The sequence below is a fragment of the Microthrixaceae bacterium genome (genome assembly GCA_023957975.1).
GTDB lineage: Bacteria > Actinomycetota > Acidimicrobiia > Acidimicrobiales > Microtrichaceae > JAMLGM01.
On record JAMLGM010000007.1, the window covers coordinates 137,393 to 157,716 of the forward strand.

Annotated in this window: 20 protein-coding genes; 10 read left to right on the forward strand and 10 right to left on the reverse strand. The window is 66.6% G+C overall.

Annotated features, from left to right (window positions below; genetic code table 11):
- Nucleotides 1-17 precede the first annotated feature (17 nt).
- The gene (locus tag M9952_11435; GenBank protein ID MCO5313531.1) at nucleotides 18-803 is read right to left on the reverse strand and encodes an enoyl-CoA hydratase-related protein; all 786 of its coding nucleotides are present in this window, start codon (nucleotides 801-803) and stop codon (nucleotides 18-20) included.
- A gap of 84 nt (nucleotides 804-887) precedes the next feature.
- Here M9952_11435 and M9952_11440 point away from each other — a divergent pair, with 84 nt between their 5' ends.
- From M9952_11440 to M9952_11450, 3 genes are all read left to right on the forward strand, one after another.
- Nucleotides 888-1,496 (forward strand): DUF5317 domain-containing protein, encoded by a 609-nt coding sequence (locus M9952_11440; GenBank protein ID MCO5313532.1) that lies wholly within the window; start codon nucleotides 888-890, stop codon nucleotides 1,494-1,496.
- Between the two features lie 74 nt (nucleotides 1,497-1,570).
- Entirely contained in the window at nucleotides 1,571-1,870 is a 300-nt protein-coding gene (locus M9952_11445) for a hypothetical protein (protein ID MCO5313533.1), read from the forward strand.
- Between the two features lie 94 nt (nucleotides 1,871-1,964).
- Nucleotides 1,965-2,570 (forward strand): TetR/AcrR family transcriptional regulator, encoded by a 606-nt coding sequence (locus M9952_11450; protein ID MCO5313534.1) that lies wholly within the window; start codon nucleotides 1,965-1,967, stop codon nucleotides 2,568-2,570.
- Nucleotides 2,571-2,573: 3 nt separating this feature from the next.
- On the opposite strand, the gene M9952_11455 is transcribed toward M9952_11450, so the two are convergent.
- Entirely contained in the window at nucleotides 2,574-2,768 is a 195-nt protein-coding gene (locus tag M9952_11455; GenBank protein ID MCO5313535.1) for a hypothetical protein, read from the reverse strand.
- A gap of 46 nt (nucleotides 2,769-2,814) precedes the next feature.
- On the opposite strand from M9952_11455, the gene M9952_11460 reads away from it, so the two are divergent.
- On the forward strand, nucleotides 2,815-4,158 hold the full coding sequence (locus M9952_11460) for an FAD-binding oxidoreductase (GenBank protein ID MCO5313536.1): 1,344 nt from the start codon (nucleotides 2,815-2,817) through the stop codon (nucleotides 4,156-4,158).
- Nucleotides 4,159-4,227: 69 nt separating this feature from the next.
- Complete coding sequence (locus tag M9952_11465; GenBank protein ID MCO5313537.1) at nucleotides 4,228-4,914, forward strand: GAP family protein; 687 nt, start codon at nucleotides 4,228-4,230, stop codon at nucleotides 4,912-4,914.
- A 75-nt stretch (nucleotides 4,915-4,989) separates the two neighbouring features.
- Here M9952_11465 and M9952_11470 read toward each other — a convergent pair whose 3' ends face one another.
- The 3 genes from M9952_11470 to M9952_11480 form a co-directional block, all read right to left on the reverse strand.
- Complete coding sequence (locus M9952_11470) at nucleotides 4,990-5,826, reverse strand: ABC transporter permease (protein MCO5313538.1); 837 nt, start codon at nucleotides 5,824-5,826, stop codon at nucleotides 4,990-4,992.
- Nucleotides 5,823-6,671, reverse strand: coding sequence for an ATP-binding cassette domain-containing protein (locus M9952_11475; protein ID MCO5313539.1), 849 nt, complete (start codon nucleotides 6,669-6,671; stop codon nucleotides 5,823-5,825). Before M9952_11475 ends, M9952_11470 begins: the two co-directional genes overlap by 4 nt.
- Before the next feature lie 231 nt (nucleotides 6,672-6,902).
- The gene (locus M9952_11480; protein ID MCO5313540.1) at nucleotides 6,903-8,120 is read right to left on the reverse strand and encodes an acyl-CoA dehydrogenase family protein; all 1,218 of its coding nucleotides are present in this window, start codon (nucleotides 8,118-8,120) and stop codon (nucleotides 6,903-6,905) included.
- Between the two features lie 181 nt (nucleotides 8,121-8,301).
- Here M9952_11480 and M9952_11485 point away from each other — a divergent pair, with 181 nt between their 5' ends.
- Together M9952_11485 and M9952_11490 are read left to right on the forward strand one after the other, a co-directional pair.
- Nucleotides 8,302-9,816: a M1 family metallopeptidase gene (locus M9952_11485; protein ID MCO5313541.1), complete on the forward strand. Its 1,515-nt coding sequence runs from the start codon at nucleotides 8,302-8,304 to the stop codon at nucleotides 9,814-9,816.
- A gap of 103 nt (nucleotides 9,817-9,919) precedes the next feature.
- Nucleotides 9,920-10,681, forward strand: coding sequence for a pirin family protein (locus M9952_11490; GenBank protein MCO5313542.1), 762 nt, complete (start codon nucleotides 9,920-9,922; stop codon nucleotides 10,679-10,681).
- 51 nt (nucleotides 10,682-10,732) lie between these two features.
- Here M9952_11490 and cysS read toward each other — a convergent pair whose 3' ends face one another.
- Entirely contained in the window at nucleotides 10,733-12,088 is a 1,356-nt protein-coding gene (gene cysS / locus M9952_11495; GenBank protein MCO5313543.1) for a cysteine--tRNA ligase, read from the reverse strand.
- Nucleotides 12,089-12,143: 55 nt separating this feature from the next.
- Complete coding sequence (locus M9952_11500; protein MCO5313544.1) at nucleotides 12,144-12,548, reverse strand: DUF4279 domain-containing protein; 405 nt, start codon at nucleotides 12,546-12,548, stop codon at nucleotides 12,144-12,146.
- 126 nt (nucleotides 12,549-12,674) lie between these two features.
- Between M9952_11500 and M9952_11505 the strand changes: the two genes are divergently transcribed.
- Nucleotides 12,675-13,970 carry a sensor domain-containing diguanylate cyclase gene (locus M9952_11505; protein MCO5313545.1) on the forward strand — a complete coding sequence of 432 codons (1,296 nt, stop codon included), beginning with the start codon at nucleotides 12,675-12,677 and terminating at the stop codon, nucleotides 13,968-13,970.
- A gap of 68 nt (nucleotides 13,971-14,038) precedes the next feature.
- On the opposite strand, the gene M9952_11510 is transcribed toward M9952_11505, so the two are convergent.
- Together M9952_11510 and M9952_11515 are read right to left on the reverse strand one after the other, a co-directional pair.
- A complete protein-coding gene (locus M9952_11510; GenBank protein ID MCO5313546.1) occupies nucleotides 14,039-14,908 on the reverse strand; it encodes a dethiobiotin synthase in 870 nt (289 codons plus the stop codon).
- Between the two features lie 13 nt (nucleotides 14,909-14,921).
- The gene (locus M9952_11515; GenBank protein ID MCO5313547.1) at nucleotides 14,922-16,145 is read right to left on the reverse strand and encodes an 8-amino-7-oxononanoate synthase; all 1,224 of its coding nucleotides are present in this window, start codon (nucleotides 16,143-16,145) and stop codon (nucleotides 14,922-14,924) included.
- Nucleotides 16,146-16,247: 102 nt separating this feature from the next.
- Here M9952_11515 and bioB point away from each other — a divergent pair, with 102 nt between their 5' ends.
- Both bioB and M9952_11525 read left to right on the forward strand, forming a co-directional pair.
- Nucleotides 16,248-17,294, forward strand: coding sequence for a biotin synthase BioB (bioB, locus tag M9952_11520; protein MCO5313548.1), 1,047 nt, complete (start codon nucleotides 16,248-16,250; stop codon nucleotides 17,292-17,294).
- A gap of 2 nt (nucleotides 17,295-17,296) precedes the next feature.
- Nucleotides 17,297-18,619 carry an adenosylmethionine--8-amino-7-oxononanoate transaminase gene (locus tag M9952_11525; protein ID MCO5313549.1) on the forward strand — a complete coding sequence of 441 codons (1,323 nt, stop codon included), beginning with the start codon at nucleotides 17,297-17,299 and terminating at the stop codon, nucleotides 18,617-18,619.
- An 85-nt stretch (nucleotides 18,620-18,704) separates the two neighbouring features.
- Here M9952_11525 and M9952_11530 read toward each other — a convergent pair whose 3' ends face one another.
- Entirely contained in the window at nucleotides 18,705-20,186 is a 1,482-nt protein-coding gene (locus M9952_11530) for an AMP-binding protein (protein MCO5313550.1), read from the reverse strand.
- Between the last annotated feature and the right edge of the window lie 138 nt (nucleotides 20,187-20,324).

A 20,324-nucleotide genomic window follows, 5' to 3' on the forward strand; every position in this document is an offset into this window, starting at 1 on the left:
TCAGCGTGACCGACCCGTCAGCCGTCGGTCCACTCGGGTTCGCGCTTGTCGCGAAACGCGGCGATGCCTTCGGCAGCGTCCGCAAGGGTGTTGTTGAGCGACAGCAACGGATGCAACTGGGCGAGGGCGTCGGCCGCGTTTCGTCCGTACACCGAATAGAACGAGTCGCGACCGAGCTTCATGACCGCGGAGGATTTCGACGCCAACTCATCGGCGAGACGCCGAACCTCATCGTCGAGTTCGGCCGCCTCCACCACCCTCGTCAACAGTCCCAACGAATCCGCCTCGGCCGCGGAGATCCGGCGGCCGGTCATCATCAGCTCCAGCGCCTTCTTCGGGGAGATCGACCGCGTCAATGGGACGGTGATCATGAACGGCCACAACCCGACGTTGATCTCCGGGGTGGCGAATGTGGCGTCCTCCGCGGCGACGACGAGGTCGCAGGCCGTGGCAAGCCCGAACCCACCCGCGAGGCAGAATCCGCGGACCTTGGCGATCGTCGGCTTGCCCACCTCGTACAGATCGAGGAACAGCCCAGCGAGCTGTCCGCGCTGTTCGTGCAGGGCAAACGCACCGGCTCCGGCGGCCATCGTGTCGAGGTCGGCACCGGCGCAGAACGCCTTGTCGCCGGCGCCGGTCAACACGATCACCCTCACCCCCGAATCGTCGCGGGCTGCCTGCACCGCCGAGCGCATTCGTGCGACGAGATCCCACGACAGCGCGTTGCGCCGCTCGGGCCGGTTGATCGTGAGGGTCAGCACCCCGGACCCGCTGAGCGAGGTGAGAAGTTGATCATCGGACATGGGCGCACAGGCTAGTTCCGTGGCTGGAAACGTTGGCGATGAGGCGTCCACCGCGAACCCGCAAACCGCCGATAGATTCAACCCATGGCGATCATCCCCACCATCGTCGCTCTCGCGTTGGGAGTCGGGCTCGGCCTCTGGCTGGGCGGTTCGGTGGAACGAGCGCGAAGCATTCGCCCCGACCTCGCCCGAACCGCAGCGGTCGCGTTGGCAGTGCAGATCCTCGCTCAAGTCATCGGACTCTCCGGTGGATGGGCGGTGTTCGTCGACCTGGTGTCGAAGGGCGCGCTGATCGCATTCGCCGTGTTCAACCTGCGAATCGGCGGCATGGTGGTCCTCGCCGCAGGGCTCTCGCTGAACTGGTTGGTGACCATCCTCAACTGGGGGATGCCGACGAGTCGCGCCGCGCTCGAACGCGCCGGCCTGATCGACCCGGGAACGACCGGCACGGTGCACCTCACCGGCGCCCGGCACGTTGCCGACGGCGACCGCCTCAGCTTTCTCGGCGAAGTCATCGCCCTGCCGACCCACCAGGTCATCTCGATCGGCGATGTGTTGACCCTCGTCGGAGTCGTGCTCGTCATCATGGCGGTGCTCCGAGCCCGGGTTCTGCCGGCGGAGTCATCACCGTTGCGTCTCGATCAGATCACGCTGCCTCGAGGCCCTCGAGGCCTGTCGCGTCGCCACGCCTGAGCGCCGGTCGGCCGTTCGTGTTCGATTGATCGACTGTTTCTCGTCGTCATCGCCCACGTGCCAGAGTGGAGCCCGTGAGCGAACCGCCGACGAATCCAGCCGATGCCGAAGTTTCCGCGGACGACGGGATCGAGGCCAAACGAGCCCGCATCAAAGCGTTGTCAGCGAAGGCGAACCGATACGGCTATCTGGCGATCCTGTTGGCGATGGTCGTGTTCGTCATCGGCTTCATCACGTCGTTCTCGCTCTGGGTCACCACGACGATCCTGGTGTTGTTGGTGCTGTCCGGGCTGCTGTTAGTCCCGGCGATGATCTTCGGGTACGGCGTCAAATACGCCGAACAGGACGAACGAGGCGAGAAGTTCCACTACTGAACCGCCACGGCTGACGAACGCCCCATCAGCCCGGCGAGAAACGTGACGTACGGCTCAGCGGGATCCGTAGTTACCGCATGGTAACTTACGGGTCATGCGCCTACCCGCCGCCGAACGCCGTGCGCAACTGTTGAAGACCGCCGTCGACGTCTTCGCGGCCAACGGGTTCCACGACACTTCGATGAATGTCATCGCCGAGGCGGCCGGGGTCACCAAGCCGGTGCTCTACCAGCATTTCGCCTCGAAACGGGCGCTCTACCTCGCGTTGTTGGCCGAACTCGGCGACGAACTGCGTCAGACGATCGCCAAGGCAACCGCCGACGCTCCGGGGCCACGCCAACAGATCGAATACGGGTTCGTCGCCTACTTCACCTATGTCGAGGGCAATGCCAATGCCTTTCGGGTGCTCTTCGGCGCGGGCACCCGCCGCGACGAGGAGTTCGCCGAGGCAGTGCAGCAGGTCGAGGATTCGATCGCGGAACTCGCAGCCGAACTCATCGACGTCGACGGCCTCAGCCTGGAACGGCGTCGGCTGCTCGGCAACGGGATCGTCGGGCTCGCCGAGGGGGCCTGTCGTTACTGGCTCGCCAACGCGGTCGAGGTCGACGCCACGACGCTCGCCACCGAGGTCAGTTGGTTGGCCTGGGCCGGCCTTCGCGGCATTCGCAGCGAAGTCGGGACCCCGTCGCCAACCCGCTGAGCGCTACTCCTTGAGCGCGACCGCGTTGGGCGTCACGTTCATCTTCGGTGCGTACTCCTCGGCCTCAATGTCCTGTTCGAGCCCCGCGTACTGATCGCGCAGCAGTTGGCGACACGAACGGCATGGTCCGTAATACGCCTCAGCCACCTCGGCGCTGCATCGGGGGCAGGTGTAGGAAATATCTGCGGACTCGCTCACGGCTCCACCTTCGCGCATCCGGGCGTCGACGCGCGACCATGGTGTGGTGACCCACGACGAACGAGTACGAAGCATCGTGGCGCAGGTGCGCGCTGCCAATGCCACCCCGGGGCCAACCCACATCGACAAAGGCGGGGTGCACCACGTCGTTCCGCTGCCCGGTGACCGCCGGTTCGCCTCCCGGTCGATCGACACCTCAGCACTCACCAACATCATCGACATCGACACCGATGCCCTGACCTGTACCGCCGAGCCCGGAGTCACCTTCGAGGACTTGGTCCGCGCCACCCTTCCCCTCGGGCTCGCACCGACCGTGGTGCCCGAACTGCGCGGCATCACCCTCGGCGGTGCGGTCGCCGGATGTTCGGTCGAGTCGATGTCGTTTCGCTACGGAGGATTCCACGACTCGTGCCTGTCCTACGAGGTGATCGGCGGCGACGGGGAGGTGCACGAACTGTCCACCACCCATCGCCCGGAGTTGTTCCATCACCTTCACGGTTCCTACGGCACCCTCGCCATCCTCACCCGGCTGACCTTTCGGCTTGTGCCGGCGAAACCCTTCGTCGCCGTCGAGTACCGTCACCACACCGACCTCGCGAAGTTCCGCGCCGACATGTCGGCGCACTGTGACCTCGACGGCAACCCCGACAACGATTTCGTCGACGGGATCATCCACGCCCCCGACCAGTTGACGCTGGTGGTCGGCAGGTTCACCGAGGCGCCCGGCGAGGGCGACCTGGCGACCTATTCGGGCGAGCAGATGTTCTTTCGCGAGGCCGCTCGCCGCTCACGCGATGTGATGACCGCCGAGGAGTACTTCTTCCGCTACGACCGCGACTGCCACTGGATGACCGCAACCGTTCCGCCGCTGCAGTTCAAACCACTGCGCCGTGCTGTCGGCCGCTGGTTCCTCGGCTCGACGAACCTGATCGCCTGGTCGAACCGAGTGGCACCGGTGTCGCGGCGCTTGCTGCGACGCCCCGAGGTGGTGTGCGACATCTTCCTGCCCAAATCGAACTTCGAACGCTTCTGGGAGTGGTACTGCCGAGTGTTCGACTTCTGGCCACTGTGGGTCGTCCCCTACCGTCCGGCGACGCTGTATCCCTGGATCGGCCCCCATGTCCGCGAGGGCTTCGCCGAAGGGGATCTGTTCATCGACTTCGCCGTCTATGGGAAACGCAATACCGAACGCCACCGGGACTACTCCGAACTCCTGGAGGCCGCCACCTTCGACCTCGGCGGGATCAAGACCCTGATCGGCCGGAACCACTACAGCCGAGAGCGGTTCTGGCAGATCTACGACCGGCCGGCGTATGAGAAGGCCAAGGTCGAACTCGACCCGACCGGATTGTTCCCCGACCTCTACGACAAGCTCGGCAACGTCTCCTGAGCGACAATACTGAGGTGGCTCCGCATCGGAGCCACCTCGGCATGAAAGCCGCTCAACAGGAGCATCGCCATGATCGACTCGCTCGGAGATGTCCTCCCGTTCGCCGCCGGGGTTGCGCTCAGTCCGATCCCGATCATCGGCGTGATTCTGATGCTCAGTGCCGACCGTTCACGGGTGACCGGCCCGGCGTTCGGGGTGGCATGGGTGGTGGGGCTGTCGACGATCACCGTTGCGTTCGTTGCTGCCATGTCCGCCGCCGAAGGCGAGGGTGATCTCACCGACCCGGCGAATGCAGCTACGACCGGGATCGGGTGGGCCAAGCTGCTGGTCGGCGGGGCGTTCTTGGCCCTCGCGGTCCACAAATGGCGCACTCACCCTCGCGACGGGGAGGAACCGAAACTTCCGGCGTGGATGGACAACACCTCCGACATCTCTGGTTCGAAGGCCGCCGGGTTCGGGCTGCTGTTGTCCGCTGCGAATCCGAAGAACCTCGCACTCGTCGGCGCAGCGGCGGCCGCGATCGTCGAACAAACCGGCGGCGCAACCCCAGCGGTGGAGGCCATCGTCGTGTTCGTCGCGCTGGGATCGCTGAGCGTGCTCATTCCGATTGCCGCAAGCATCGTCGCTCCGCAGCGCGCCGCCGTCGCACTCGAGGACCTTCGCCATTTCATGACCCGCAACAACACGGCGATCATGATGACGGTGCTGGTGATCCTCGGGCTGAAAATGGTGGGTGACGGACTCAAGATCTTCTGAGCCCATCCGTCCGACCACCGCAGAGCGGCAGCACCGAGACGGTGATGCCGAGCGGTGCCCGAGTGCGTTGCGACCTCAGTGGCTCGTGCGTTTGAACTTCGACGTGGCCAGATAGGCGAAGACCACCGTGATTCCGAGCGCCCACAACGCCGCGATCCACACGCTGTTGCCGGGGTCGGTGCCCGCGTACAGTGCGCGCCCGGCGTTGGTGACCTGGGTGAACGGGTTGGCGTCGGCGATCTGACGTAACCAGCCCGGCATCGACTCGGTCGGAACGAACGCCGACGACACGAAGGTCAGGGGGAACATCCAGATGAACCCCGCCGAGTTCGCCGCTTCCACCGATGACACCGACAACCCGACGAGCGCTTGAATCCAACTGAACGCGTAGGCGAACGCGAGGAACAACAACGTGGCCACGACGCCATCGACGACACCGCCGTTGAAACGGAACCCGAGGGCGAATCCGATGACGATGATGATCACCGCTCCGAGGCTGTTGCGGGCCAGGTCCGACAAGGTACGGCCGACCAGCACCGCCGATTGGTTGATCGGCAACGACCGAAGGCGATCAACGAAGCCCTTCGACATGTCCTCGGCCAACCCGACTCCGGTGAAGGACGAACCGAATACGACCGTCTGCGCCAGGATGCCGGGAACGAGGAACTGCGCGTAGGAGCCGGGAACCTGAATCGCCCCGCCGAACACGTAATAGAACAACAGCACGAACATCACCGGCTGCAACACGGTGAACATCAACAGCTCCGGGCTGCGGGGAATGGATCGCAGGTGTCGCGTCGCCTCGTTCCAGCTGTCGCGAATGGCCCACATCACGCTGTTGGGCGCATCGACTCCGGCGGAGGGCGCCGTCGCCGACCTTTCGTCGGATGCAACCTTGCCTCGCGGGTTCATGCCGACACCTCCGCGTCGCTCGCGTGTCCAGTCAGTGCCAGGAATACGTCGTCGAGGGTGGGCGACGTGATGGCCACGTCCACGACGGCGAGCGCGGCGGCGTCGAGGAGCCGCACGACGTCGGGGGTCGTCGTGCCCAGCCGTACCGGCACCATGATCGCTCCCCCCTCGCTGGTCGGCTCGGCCCCGCCGCGCACCGACGCCAACGCGTCCGCCACCTCGGTCAACGTGGTCGCCCCCGACGGCTCGATCACCGCCTTCGATCCGCCGATGAGTGCCTTCAGTTCCGCAGCGGTACCGCGTGCGATGACGAGCCCATGATCGATGACGACGATCTCATCGGCGAGACGGTCGGCCTCTTCGAGGTACTGGGTCGTGAGCAGCGTCGTCATGCCTTCGCGCTGTAACTCGTCGATCAGATCCCACATGTCGAGTCGGCTGCGGGGGTCGAGGCCGGTGGTCGGCTCGTCGAGAAACAGCACCTTTGGGCGGGCGACCAGACTCATCGCGATGTCGAGTCGCCGACGCATTCCACCGGAGAAGCCCTTGACCAACCGATCTCCGGCCTCGTCGAGGCGGAACCGATCGAGCAGTTCATTGGCCCGGCCGGCGGCCTCGGAGGACGAGAGGCGGAAAAAGCGGCCGATGAGGTCGAGGTTCTCGCGGGCGGTGAGGCGTTCATCGACCGCCGCGTACTGGCCGGTGAGACCGATCCGTGAACGGATCCGTCGCGGTTCGGCGACCACGTCGATCCCGTCGATGAACGCCGTGCCGGCGTCGGGCTTGAGCAGGGTGGTGAGGATCCGCACGGTCGTGGTCTTGCCCGCCCCGTTCGGACCGAGCATCCCCAGCACCATTCCGGCCTCGACCTCAAGGTCGAGGCCGGCAAGGGCCTAGGTTTCCCCGTAGTTTTTGACGAGCCCACTGGCCTCGATGAGTGGCATGGCGGTCAGCCTACCGACCATTGCCGGGCAGATCCGCGGAATTTCCAGACAACGTTTTCGTCTGGTTTCGACGGCCCGCAGGCGCGCCCGCCGAGTTCCGGTGCCGCGGCACGAAACCGCCGCGATCGCGCGTTACGGAACGCGAACTCCCGACGCCGAACGGGCGATGACGAGGCGCTGGATCTCGGAGGTGCCCTCAAAGATCGTCATGATCTTGGAGTCGCGGTGCCAACGCTCAACCGGATATTCGCGGGTGTAGCCGTAGCCGCCGAGAATCTGGATCGCTTCTTCGGTTGCCCTCACCGCCACCTCGGAGGCCTTCAGCTTCGACATCGAACCTTCGCCCTGCTTGAACGGCGTGCGGGTGGCGGCCATCCAGGCGGCGCGCCAGACCAGGAGGCGGGCGGCATCGATCTCGGTCGCCATATCGGCGAGCTTGAAGGCCACGCCCTGCTTCATGATGATCGGTTCGCCGAACGCCTGACGCTCCTTGGCGTACTCCAAGGAGTACTCGTACGCGGCGCGGGCGATGCCCACCGCCATCGCACCCACCGTGGGCCGTGTCGCCTCGAAGGTCGCCATCGCCGGCTGCTTTTCGCCGGTGCTCTCGTTCTCCTTCGCCTTGGCGATCTTGGCGTCGAGGCGTTCCTTCGAACCGAGCAGACACGAACCGGGAATCTTCACGTCCTCAAGCACGACCTCGGAGGTGTGCGAGGCGCGGATTCCGTGCTTCTTGTATTTCTGACCTTGGCTGAGCCCCGGGGTGCCGGGAGGGATGATGAAGCTGGCATGGCCCCGCGAACCGATGCCCGGCTCGACGACCGCCACGATGACGTGAATGTCGGCGATGCCGCCGTTGGTGATCCACGCCTTGGTGCCGTTCAAGGTCCAGGTATCGGTCTTTTCGTCGTAGACGGCGCGGGTGCGGTATCCGCCGACGTCCGAGCCTGCGTCGGGTTCGGAAGCACACAGCGCACCGAGCTGCACCTTTTCGGCGGTTCCGTAGCACTGCGGAACCCATTCAAGGGTCTGTTCCTGGGTTCCGTTGGCCGAGATCGCCGCGGCGGCAAGGCCCGATCCCATGATCGACAGCGCAATGCCGGCGTCGCCCCAGAACAGCTCCTCGACGGCGAGCACCATCGACAACCCGGTGGGATCGAACAGGGCGTTCGCCATGAAGTCCATCCCGTACAGGCCGATCTTCGCCGCCTCCTGCACGATGGGCCAGGGGAACTCCTCTTTTTCGTCCCATTCCTCGCCGGCGGGACGAATCACGTCCTTGGCGAAACCGTGGACCCACTCTTGGAGCTGCAGTTGGTCGTCGTTGAGTGCGAGCGAAAAGTTGCTCATGTGTCGGTCACCTTCTCTGCGTCGAATGGCCATTCGGGCCACACGGGAACACCACGGCGAGCTCGCCGCTGGCCTATAAGTTACCGGTGGGTAACCTCGGTTTCCAACCATCGCTTGCCAGCGGACCGGCGTCGACGCTGCCGACCGGTGCGGGCGATGTCACGTGTACGTTGTCCCTTCGATGAGTGCTCCGCGAACCTTCGCCAGACTCTCCACGGTGGCGGGCACGGTGGCCGCCATCTCCTTGGTCGCTGCGGTCTCATCGTGTAGCGCCGGCGGGTCCGGCGAGGCCACCGCCGTCGTCGACGACGCCGCCCCGACGACTACGACGACCGCGACCACCACGAGCGTTGCGACGATGAACGGCTCAGCGTCGCTCAATGATCCGATCGTGGCGGGCTCCGGCAACGGCGGCTACGACGTCACCCGATATGTGATCGACCTCGACGCGACCGACGCCAACCGCGGCGGCACGGTGGCCGCCACCGTCGGCATCGAACTCTCGACGACCGCCGACGCCCCGCTGGCCAGCTTCAACCTCGACTTCGCCGGATTCGACATCGATGAGGTGCTCGTCGACGGCTCCGCCGCAGTGGTGGCTCGCGACGATGACGAGTTGACGATCACCCCGCCGTCGCCGATCTCCGGGGACCACGTCGTGACCATCACCTATTCCGGCACCCCGGCGACGATCGACGACGTCACGTCCCCTGGTTCCATCGGGTGGCTGCGGTCGCCGACCGGGTCGTTCACCGCCGCCGAACCCAACGGCATGCACGGCATCATCCCGTGCAACGACCACCCGAGCGATCCCGCGCAGTTCCACATCACGATTCACGCCGCAGCGGGGGAAACTGCGGTGGCCTCCGGACGCTCCGGCGAGGTCATCACCCACCCCGACGGCTCGACCACCTCGCAGTTCACGGTGAGCGACGACATTCCGCTGTACGCGCTGCAGATGGCGGTGGGCGACTACGAGGTGACCACCCACGACGTGGCGCTCTCGCAGTCGACGGTGACCATCCGCCACGCCGTGCCCCGCAGCGCACCCGCTGCGGTGACGGAGCAACTCGGGCTCACCGAGGCACAGCTCCGCTGGTTCGATGCGACCGTCGGCCCGGTGCCGGAGGGCATCTACGGCGTGTTCGTTCCCGACACGCCGCTCGCGTTCGCGCTCGAGACCCACACCCTGTCGATGATCCCGCTCGACTGGTTCACCTCCGGATCCACTGAACTCGTCGCGGAGGTGACCGCGCACGAACTCGCGCATCAATGGTTCGGCAACCTGGTCAACCTCGGCTCCTGGTCGGACCTGTGGTTGAGCGAGGGTTGGGCGACGTATCTGTCGTGGATGTGGTCCGCTGCGAGTGGAGGCGCCTCGGTGCAGTCGCAGGCCGACGCCATCCGCGCCGGCTTCGACTCGTCCGGGGTCTCCATGGATGCCATCGCCGACCCGGACCCGCACGATCTGTGGGGGCCGCTGCGCTACGAAGGTGGGGCGCTCGCCCTCCACGCGCTTCGCGCAGAGGTTGGCGAGGAGGCTTTTTCAACGATCATCGCAGGGTGGCCCGCAGAATTCGCCGACGCCTCGGTCACGACCTCCGACTTCGTCGCATATGCATCGAAAATCGCGGGGCGCGACCTCGGTGCGTTCTTCGACGCGTGGGTGTACAGCACCAGTCTCCCGAGCGCCTGACGCGCTGCGAACCCTCGCGGCTGCGGTCCGGGAATTATTTGCATCTGCAAATAGTTTGTACCGATGGAACCTGCAAGCAGAGCGTGCAAGGAGCGTAACCACCATGACGACGACAACCTCGACCCGAGCCGACATACGTCGTGCACGCCAACGGTTTCACACCGATATCGGCTGGCTCGAATCGTGGCACTCGTTCAGTTTCGGCCACCACTTCAACCCCAACGAACTCGGCCACGGGCTGCTGATCGTCTCCAACGACGACGTCGTCGCACCCGGCGGAGGATTCGGCTCCCACCCCCACGCCGATATGGAAATCGTGACATGGGTGCTCGACGGCGAACTCGAACACCGCGACTCCGAGGGCAACCACGGCGTCATCGGCCCCGGGCTGGCCCAACGCATGAGCGCTGGAACCGGCATCGTCCACTCCGAGTTCAACGCGTCGAGCACCGCTCCCGCACGGTTGGTGCAGATGTGGGTCGTCCCGTCGCAAACCGGCATCACCCCCGGCTACGAACAGGTCGATGTCACCGATCGACTCGACGCCGGCGGCTGGGTCGCGATCGCCAGCGGTCAAGGCCACGAGGGCGCCGTCACCATCCACCAGCCCGGCGCCGTGATGTGGGTTGCGAGGATGGGCGAACGCGAACGCCTCGACGTGCCGCGCGCCCCCTACGTGCACGTCTTCGTGGCAACCGGCACCGTCGCGGTCGATCTCGAGGACCTGGCCGGCGACCAGTGGAACGGCACGACGCTGAACCAAGGCGACGCGTTGCGCCTGACCGGCGAACAGGCTGCGGCGCTCACCGCACTCGAACGCGCCGAAGTGATCGTGTGGGAGTCGGACCGCCAGGCCCGCCGCTGATCCGCCGCTGATCCGTCGCTGCGGCCAGGAACCGGCAAACAGGCGGACTTCTCAGGCCGTGCGCACCCGGGTGCCCTGGGCGGTGTCCTCCACCACGTAACCCAGCCCCACCAGTTCGTCGCGTAACTCATCAGCGCGCGCCCAGTCCTTGGCCGCCCGCGCCTCGTCGCGTGCACGACACAGCGCCTCGGCATCATCTCCGACGTCGCCCTGCGCATCGCTCACCACCAGACCGACTGCGTCCAGCATCGTGCGAAACGCCGAGGCCAACGGTGCTGCGGTGGCGCCGTCGCCCGCGTCGAGGGCCTTGTTGATGGCGGTAACGGTCTCGGCGACCACGGCGAGCGCACGCGGCGTGTTGAGGTCGTCGTCCATGTGACGGCGAAACTCCTCCAAGGTCGCGTTGTCCGCGGCAACGTCGGTGTCGAGGTCGCGGATGCGCCGAGCGAGCGCATCGAGTCGTTCGAGCGCTGCGCTCGCCTGCGTCGAGGTCTTCTCGTTGACGTCGATGGGGCTGCGATAGTGCGCCTGAAGGCACAGCATCCGATACGCGCGCGGGTCGAATCGTTCGATGAGGTCGATCAGGTTGGTGAAGTTGCCGAGGGATTTCGACATCTTCTCGCCGGCGACCTCGACGAACCCGTTGTGCATCCAGTGACGTGCGAACACCGTTCCATCCGCGATCGCCTGGGCCCGTTCGTTCTCATGGTGGGGAAAGCACAGGTCCTGACCACCGCCGTGCAGGTCGAAGCCCTCGCCGAGCAGGTCGAGGGACATGACCACGCATTCGGTGTGCCAGCCAGGACGCCCATCTCCCCAAGGCGCCGGCCACGCCGGCTCCCCCGGCTTCGCCTTCTTCCACAACGCGAAGTCGATCGGCGATTCCTTTTCATCGTCCACGCTGACGCGTGCACCCACCTGGAGTGATTCGATGTCCTGTCGCGCCAACAGCCCGTAGTCGTCGACGGTCGAGGGCCTGAAATACACGCCATCGGAGGTCTCATAGGCGGACCCGTTGGCGAGCAGTCGCTCGATCATCTCGACCATCTCGGCGACGTATTCGGTGGCGTGGGGAACATGGGTCGGCCGCTTGACCCCGATGGCATCCATCGCCTCCCACCAGATGTCCTCACACTCGGCGGTGATCTCCTGCCACGGCCGCGCCTCGGCGTTGGCCCGGTTGATGATCTTGTCGTCGATGTCGGTGATGTTCGACACATAGACGACCTCGTTGCCCGACCATTCGAGGTAGCGACGCAAAACGTCGAACACGAGGCTGAACCGTCCGTGGCCGAGATGGGGAGGCCCGTACACCGTCGGTCCGCACACGTACATCGTCACCCTGCCGCGATGGGCGGGTTCGAAGGGACGCACGGTTCCGGACGCGGTGTCGAACAAAGACAACATGTCGCCAACGGTAGCGGAGCCCATGTTGGGCGCCGGCGGAGTTCGAGGCGCAGCGTCAGGAGTGCTTCGGGCTCGGGTAGGTGTCCGTCACCAGGTCGATGCCGAATGAGGAGATCAGCTCGAGTGCCCCGGCGTCGAGCACCACGCTCCGCTGCCGATGCCCTGGCGAAAACGACACCCAGATCTCCACCGCGGCGGTCGCGGTCAGCCGGGCGAGGGCTTCGCGGCAATCGCGCAATCGCTCGAGCAGGATCATCAGGTGATCGACCGCGTTCTCGCTCGGTGCGAGCCCGGGTTCGTACATCCACACCGTGAAGGCCGGCTCCCCCTCCGACGTACGGGCGTGAGAGGCCCGCAAACCCAACAGATCGGAGATCTCCTCCACCGACAAGGTGTCCGAAGCGATACGCAATGAGGCCTGCGCCCACGGTCCGCCATCGAATTCGTCGACCTCGATCATCGACACGAGGCTAGTGCCATGCCTGCGAATGCTTGCACGTTGCGACGGCCACGGCGCTAGCGGAGCTAGCGGCGCTAGCGGCGCCGAATTGTTCAAGGTCGCCACCACGGCGCCGATACCTTCGAGGTGCTCGGTGAACCACTGAACCCCACACGCACCGCCGTGGTCGCCCTCGGTGCCGTCAGCGCCTGCACCGTCGCGGTGGCCGTGCTCGGATTCGGCACCTCCGCACCGCTGGCGATCGTCCTTCTGTTTGCCTCCGCGCTGGGTGCTTCGGTGAGCGCTGTCACCCACTTCGGCCTCGTGCGTCCGTTGGTCACCGACCTCGCTTCCTCTCGAACCGCGCATCAGGGCACCCAGCAGCGCCTTGAGGTGGCGACGACACGACGCGCCTTTCTCGAACAGCTCGACCTGGCGATCGACCGGGCCGAAACCGAAGACGAGGCCGTCGAAGTCATCGGTCGGGCGCTGAGTTCGTTCCTGCCCGAACGCGACAACGCGGTGCTGTTGGCGCCGCCGACCGGATCCCGTGTCACCTGGTCGATCGCTGCCCTCGAAGACGGCCTCGACGTGCCGGTGATCTTCGACGAACCGCACGCCTGCGGCGCCCTCGCGAACCGGGTCTCGGTTCGAGCGTCGTCGAGCGACAACCCCGACGCGTGCGCCCACCTCATCAGCCACGGCTGGGAGGTCTCCTCGCTGTGCGTGCCCATCCTCGTCGGCGCCCGGCACCTCGGCGTGGCACATTCCGGCGGCCCGGCAGGCGACCTTCCCGACGACGAGGCGATTCGCCTGATCGAGGTGGTCTGTCGACGGGTCGGCCACCACATCTCCGCGATGCGTTCCGCCCGCACGCTGCACGATGCCTCCCCCCGCGACGAGGTCACGCATCTGCCGAAATCCGAGCGACTGTCCGGCGACCTTCACCGCCTGCGGTCCACCGACACCGGGTTTGCCCTCGCGCTGTGCGACCTCGACGAATTCCGTCACTACAACGATTGCCACGGCGCGGACCTCGGCGACCGGGCGCTTCGGACGTTCGCCGAGGTGCTGACCCGCACCCTTCGCCCGAGCGACATCATCGCTCGCTACGACGACGACCGTTTCGTGTGTCTCTTTCCGTCAACCTCCGCGCAACACGCGGTCGCGGCGATGGAACGGGTGCGGGAATCGTTGGTCCTTCACCTTGCGTTGGGCGAGGTCGCACCGTTTCGTGCGTCGGTGGGAATCGTCGGCTCCGAAGAGGCCACGACCCCCGAAGCGCTCCTCGAACTCGCCGAGATGGCGATCGACCTCGCCAAGGCGAACGGCGGCAACCGCGTCGTCGTGTCCGGGGTCACCCCGCCGTCGGTGTCCAGCCCTTCGCCCGCCGCCAGCCCGTCACCAACCGCCAGCCCGTTCTCCGATAATGAGTGGTCGTGATCACGACCACTCATTATCGGAGAACGGTGGCTGGGGGCGTGCGGGCGCGCTGAATCAAGCGGGCGGACTCAAGCGCACTCGAGGCCGTGGACCTTGCAGCGTCCGATCGCTTTGACGGGGTTCATCGACACCACCAGCCGGCGGCCGCACCGCACGCAGTACCGGTCGAGATCGAACTCGGGACCACAGGCCCCGTCGCAATCATCGGGAACCGCCTTCGCGCAGTAGCCACACAATCTCGGCGCAAGGCTCAACACCCAGTCGACGAGTTCCTCGAGGCCGGTCGCCAACACGACGTGATCCTGGTGCGCGAGCCACTGGGCATTTCGGTGGTGCAGATCGTTCGCGTCGTCGTAGCGATTCATGAAGACCAGCACCGGAGTGTCGACCACCCCATCGGACGCACCGGCGGCGGCGGAACTGAGCGAGAGCGCCTCGTCGAGACGCGCCAGACACAGTCGTACGGCGTTGATCGTGCCGAGGCCGGCGTCCGCGACCAACAGCACGGCGTCGGGTCGAAAGGTCGCGGCCAGGTCGGCCCCATCGCCGTCCACGGCCATCGGGGAGGCAACCCCTCCCGCGAGCTCGACGATGCCAACATCGGCTGACAGGGCGCCCCACGACCCCTCGACCTCGTCGACCAACTCGTCGGTGGTCGGCGCCGTCAGGCCCAACACCGCCGCCGCCATCGGCGGGGCCATCGCGACGCTGTAGGTGCGGTTCGGCGGGCAGATCCGCTCGTGGGGTTCGCCGCTCGCCGCAGCGAGCACCTCGGAATCGGTCGGTTCGCCGGGGTTGGCCGATTGTGCCGGCTTTCGAACCTCGACGTTCCATCCGTCGGCGACCAGGCGGTCGATAACGGCGGCCGAGACAAAGGTCTTTCCGACCTCGGTCGAGGTGCCGGCGACGGCGAGCAGGCGTCGGGGGCGTGCGCTCATGGGGAATCTCCGCTCAGGTGGTCGGGTCGAGGCGTCGCAGGTCCGCTAACGCTTCGCGCAGCGCCTCGAGGTCCCCTGTAGCGTGCCGAGCCGAGACCGCCACCCGCAACCGCGATGACCCCTCGGGTACGGTCGGGGGCCGAATCGCGGGGACGAACATCGACCGTTCCAGCAGCTTGTCGCTCCACTCCAAGGCGCGTTCGGCCGTCCCGACGACCACCGGAACGACCGCGCTGGCCTGCGCCGGCGCCAACACGTCGACGTTGCGCCGCAGCTTGGCCGTCAGCTCGACACCCTCGGCCCCCTGCAACACCTCGAGTGCCGCCAGCGCCGCTGCGGCGACCCCGGGTGGGGTGGCGGTGCTGAAGATGAACGAGCGCGAGGTGTTGCGACACCAGTCGACCAGCGCGGTCGGCCCGGCGACGAACCCGCCGAGGCTCCCGAGCGATTTCGACAGCGTGCCGACCACCACGACCTCGGCACCGCCCCGAGACGGTGCGCTGGCGACAAGGTCGGCTCCGCAGCCGGCGAACACCGCGTGGGCGTCATCGATCACCAACAAGGCGGACGTCTCAGCCGCCAACTGCGCCAGGTCGCCCAGCGGGGCCAGATCCCCATCCATCGAAAACACCGAGTCGGTCACGATCACCGGGCGTCGGCCGGCATCGAGGTGCTCGACAACCCGCTGCCTGGCGGCCTCAGCGTCGGCGTGCGCATAGATGTTGAACGGCGCTGCGCTCAGCCGGATGCCGTCGATGATCGAGGCGTGGTTCAACTCGTCGGACACGATTCCGATCGGGGCGCCCAGCGCCGCGCCGAGCCTGGCCAACGCCACCAACACGCCGACATTCGCGGCATACCCCGTAGCGAACAGCAACGCCGCTTCGGCGTGTTTCCAATCGGCGAGCGCCGCTTCGAGGTCGTCGTGGATCGGCCGCGACCCGACGACGAGCCGCGATGCCCCCGCCCCGGTCCCCCACCGGCGCGTCGCCGCTATCGCCGCCTCGATCACCGCGGGATGCTCGCTCAACCCGAAGTAGTCATTCGACGCGAACTGCACCACCGCACGGCCGTCGGCCAGCCTCGAGCGCACTCCGGTGTCGGCGAGGGTGCGAATAACCCGCCAGCGATCCTGTGCCCGCAACTGCTCCGCGGCCTCCCTGGCCAAGTCGCTCCACCGACTGGTCGAGGCTGCGGCAATCGGGTGGTGAGGTTGTGCTCGCTTTTCGGGTTCCATGGCGCAGAGGGGTACCCTTTCGACGTCGTCGGCACTCCTTGGCGACGAACGTACCGGCATCGATATCGAAGAATCGATTCCCCCATCCACGGAGACAGCGACGTGAGCAACACCGCGGAGACACCGACCCAGACCGCGTCCATCGAATCGGCGCCCGACGAGCTGATCCAGGCGGCGCGCGTTCGGCTGATCGACCGCGGGGGCCACCTGAGCCTCGACGAGGTTCGCGCGTTGTCCGGCCTTCCGACCTCCAAGCTCGGCGAGCTGATGGAACTCGCCCACGAGGTGCGTCTCGCCCGATGCGGCGACATGGTCGAGGTCGAGGGGATCCTGTCGGTGAAGACGGGCGGGTGTCCCGAGGACTGCCATTTCTGCAGCCAGAGTTCGAAGTTCGACACGCCGGTCGCGGCGACCCCGTTCCTCGACACCGAAGAGGTGCTCGAGGCGGCCCGCGAAACCGCAGCGCTCGGGGCGAGCGAATTCTGCATCGTGTTGGCCGTGCGTGGCCCCGACGAAAAGACCCTGCAACGCATCCTCGAGCTCGTGCCGATCATCGGTGACGAAACCGGCCTCCAGGTCGCCGTGTCGGCCGGCATCCTCACCGAGGACCAGGCGCGACGGCTCGCCGAGGGTGGCGTGCATCGCTACAACCACAACCTCGAAACCTCGCGGTCGTATTTCCCCAACGTCGTCACGACCCACGATTTCGACGAGCGATGGGAGACCTGCGAACTCGTCAAGCACAACAACATGGAACTGTGCTGTGGGGTGCTGCTCGGCATGGGCGAAACCGACGAGCAACGGCTCGAACTGATCGGACACCTCCAGGACCTGCAGCCGACCGAGGTGCCGGTCAACTTCTTGAACCCGCGGCCCGGCACGCCGTTGGAGCTTCGCCCGATCACTCCGGCAAAGGACGCGCTCAAGTGGGTGGCGCTGTTTCGTTTGGCGCTTCCCGAGGTCATCCTGCGCTACGCGGGTGGGCGCGAGATCACCCTCGGCGACATGCAGGAGGCTGGCATGACGGCGGGCATCAACGCACTCATCGTCGGCAACTACCTCACCACCCTCGGCCGGACGCCGGATCAGGATCTCGACATGCTCGATCGGCTCTCGATGCCCGTCGGCGTGCTCACCAAGGTCGTCTGAACGTGGCCGCCGAGCGGTCGGCGGACCAACTCCTGGCGCTCGACCAGGCCCACGTCTGGCATCCGTACGCGGCCATGCCCGCCACGGTGCCCGCCGCATTGGTGAACTCGGCAAGCGGCGTGCGCCTACGCATCGCTTCCCCCCAGGCCGGATCGGACCCGGCGTCGACCAGCGAGGTGATCGACGCCATGAGTTCGTGGTGGGCTGCGTGTTGGGGCTACCGCCATCCGGTACTCGACGCCGCCGCGCACGCACAGATCGACTCGATGAGCCACGTCATGTTCGGCGGCCTCACCCACCGGCCGGCGATCGAACTCGTCGAACGACTCGTCGCTCTGGCGCCGGCCGGCATCGAGCACGTGTTCCTCGCCGACTCCGGATCGGTCGCCGTCGAGGTCGCCACCAAGATGGCATTGCAGTACTGGCACGGGCTCGGACAACCGCTGAAGCGACGCCTGCTCACCTGGCGCGGCGGATATCACGGCGACACGCTGCACCCGATGTCGGTGTGCGACCCCGACGGGGGCATGCACGCGACGTGGACGGGGACCCTGCCCGAGCAGGTGTTTGCGGATGCCCCACCGCCAGGTTTCGCGGCGCCGCTCGAGGAGACCTACGTCGCCCACCTGCGTTCGGTGATCGAATCGCACCTCAAGGAGTTGGCGGCGATCATCATCGAACCGGTCGTTCAGGGTGCCGGCGGAATGACCTTTCACTCCCCCGAGTACCTCCGTGTGTGGCGCGGGCTCGCGGATGAGTACGACCTGTTGTTGATCTTCGACGAGATCGCCACCGGATTCGGGCGCACGGGGGAGATTTTCGCCGCCGATCACGCCGGGGTGACGCCCGACATCATGTGTGTCGGCAAGGCGATGACGGGCGGCTATCTCACCATGGCCGCCGCGATGTGCACGCCGCGGGTGTCCGCCACGATCGCCCAGGGCGACCTGCCGGTGCTCGCCCACGGGCCGACATTCATGGGCAACCCACTCGCCGCAGCGGTGGCGAACGCGTCGATCGGTCTGCTCGACTCCACGCCGTGGCGGACCTGGGTGCCGCGCATCGAGCGCGAGTTGGTCGAGGGACTCGAGGGGTTGCGCGACCACCCGGTCGTGGCCGACGTGCGGGTGCTGGGGGCGATCGGCGTGTGTGAGTTGCGCGAGCCGGTCGACATGGCCGCCGCCACCCGCGCCGCGCTCGACTCGGGCGTGTGGCTGCGTCCGTTCGGCCGACTCGTCTACACGATGCCGCCGTACATCTCGACCACCGAGGAGGTCGCGGCCATCTGCGCGGCGATCGCCGCGGTCGCCGACACCAACCGCTGACCCACCGGTACCCACCCGTACCAGCGCCCACCTGTTCTCCGATAACCAGTGGTCGTGATCACGACCACTGGTTATCGGAGAACGGTCAGGTGGGGCTGTTGGGGCGGGCGAGGCGACGGGTTGCGAGGTCGCGGACCTCGCGCTTGAGCACCTTGCCCGACGCGTTCATCGGCAACGCCTCCACGACCAGGACCTGCCTGGGTCGCTTGTAGCCGGCGAGCCGCCCCTTCGCCCACGCCACCGCCTCGGCCTCGTCGAGTTGGTGCCCGTCACGCTCCACGACCACCGCAACCACCCGCTCACCCCACCGTTCGTCCGGCACCCCGACCACCGCGACCGCACCGATCGCCGGGTGTTCGCTCATGACGTCTTCGACCTCGAGCGACGCCACGTTCTCACCCCCCGAAACGATGATGTCCTTCTTGCGATCGACGATGTAGAGGTAGCCCTCCTCGTCGAATCGCCCGATGTCGCCGGTGCGGAACCACCCGTCCGCATAGGCGTCGTCGTCCGCGTCCGGTCGGTTCCAGTAGCCGTCGATCACCTGATCGCCGCGGACCAGGATTTCCCCCGCATCGTCGAGCCGAATCGACACCAACGGTGACGGCTTCCCGCAGGCGGCCAGCAGGTGCTCTTCGCCGTCGATCGCTCGAGCGTGCGCCTGCGCGTCGAGAAACACCGCGTTGCCCGACAACTCCGTCATGCCATAGCCCTGACCGAACCCGCATCCGAACACCGCCACCGCCCGACGCAACACATCGAGCGGAATCGCCGAGGCCCCGTAGAAGATGTGGCGGAGGCTCGACAGGTCGTAGCTGCGCAGGCTCGGGTGGTCGAGCAGCATCGAGATCATCGTCGGCGCCAGCGAAAGGGTCGTGACCCGGTGTGCCTCGATGAGCGTCATGACCACCTCGGCGTCGAACTTCGACACCAACACGACCGGTCGCCGCTTCAGATGCGCATGAATCACGTTGTAGGCCGCGACGTGAAACAGCGGGAACGGGAAGAGATACGAGTCGCCGTCGCCGAGTGGTCGGGCCAACGCCGTCGCCAGGACCCCCGCCATCAGACTGCGATGTGTGAGCACCGCGCCCTTCGGTCGCCCCGTCGTGCCCGAGGTGTGAATGATCCACGCCGGGTCGCCGACGTCGACCGGCCGCGACGAGACACCAGCGGCGCCATCGAGTCGCCCGAATTCCGGCGAGTCGAAGGCGACCGTGGCGCGCCCGGCCTTGAGCCCATCGAGCAACCGTGACTCGCCCACGACCAACTGCGGATCGACGTCGTCGATGAGCGCGTCGATCTCGGCCGATACGAGACGGGTGTTGGCGAACATCACCGTCACCCCCACCATCGGGGCGCCGTACATCAGCGCCACCACCTCGGCCCGGTTGTCCGACACGACGGCGATCCGCTCCCCCGGCGCCACCAGCGACGCCACCCAGGCGCCGATTCGAACCACCTCGGCCCACAGATCCGCGTAGGTCAGGACGCCGTCTTCGGTGATGAGGGCCACCGCGTCACCGTCGTAACGGGCCGCGAACTCGACCGCCTCGTGCAACAACATCGGTGCCACGATACCGCCGCGCCCATCGACCGAATGCCGCGCTATAGTGGCCGTGATGACGGCATCGATCCAGGCCCTCCTTCTTCTCCGGTAGGCGAGTACCCCCAGATCGGTACTCGCCAAAGCTCCTGCGCCGAA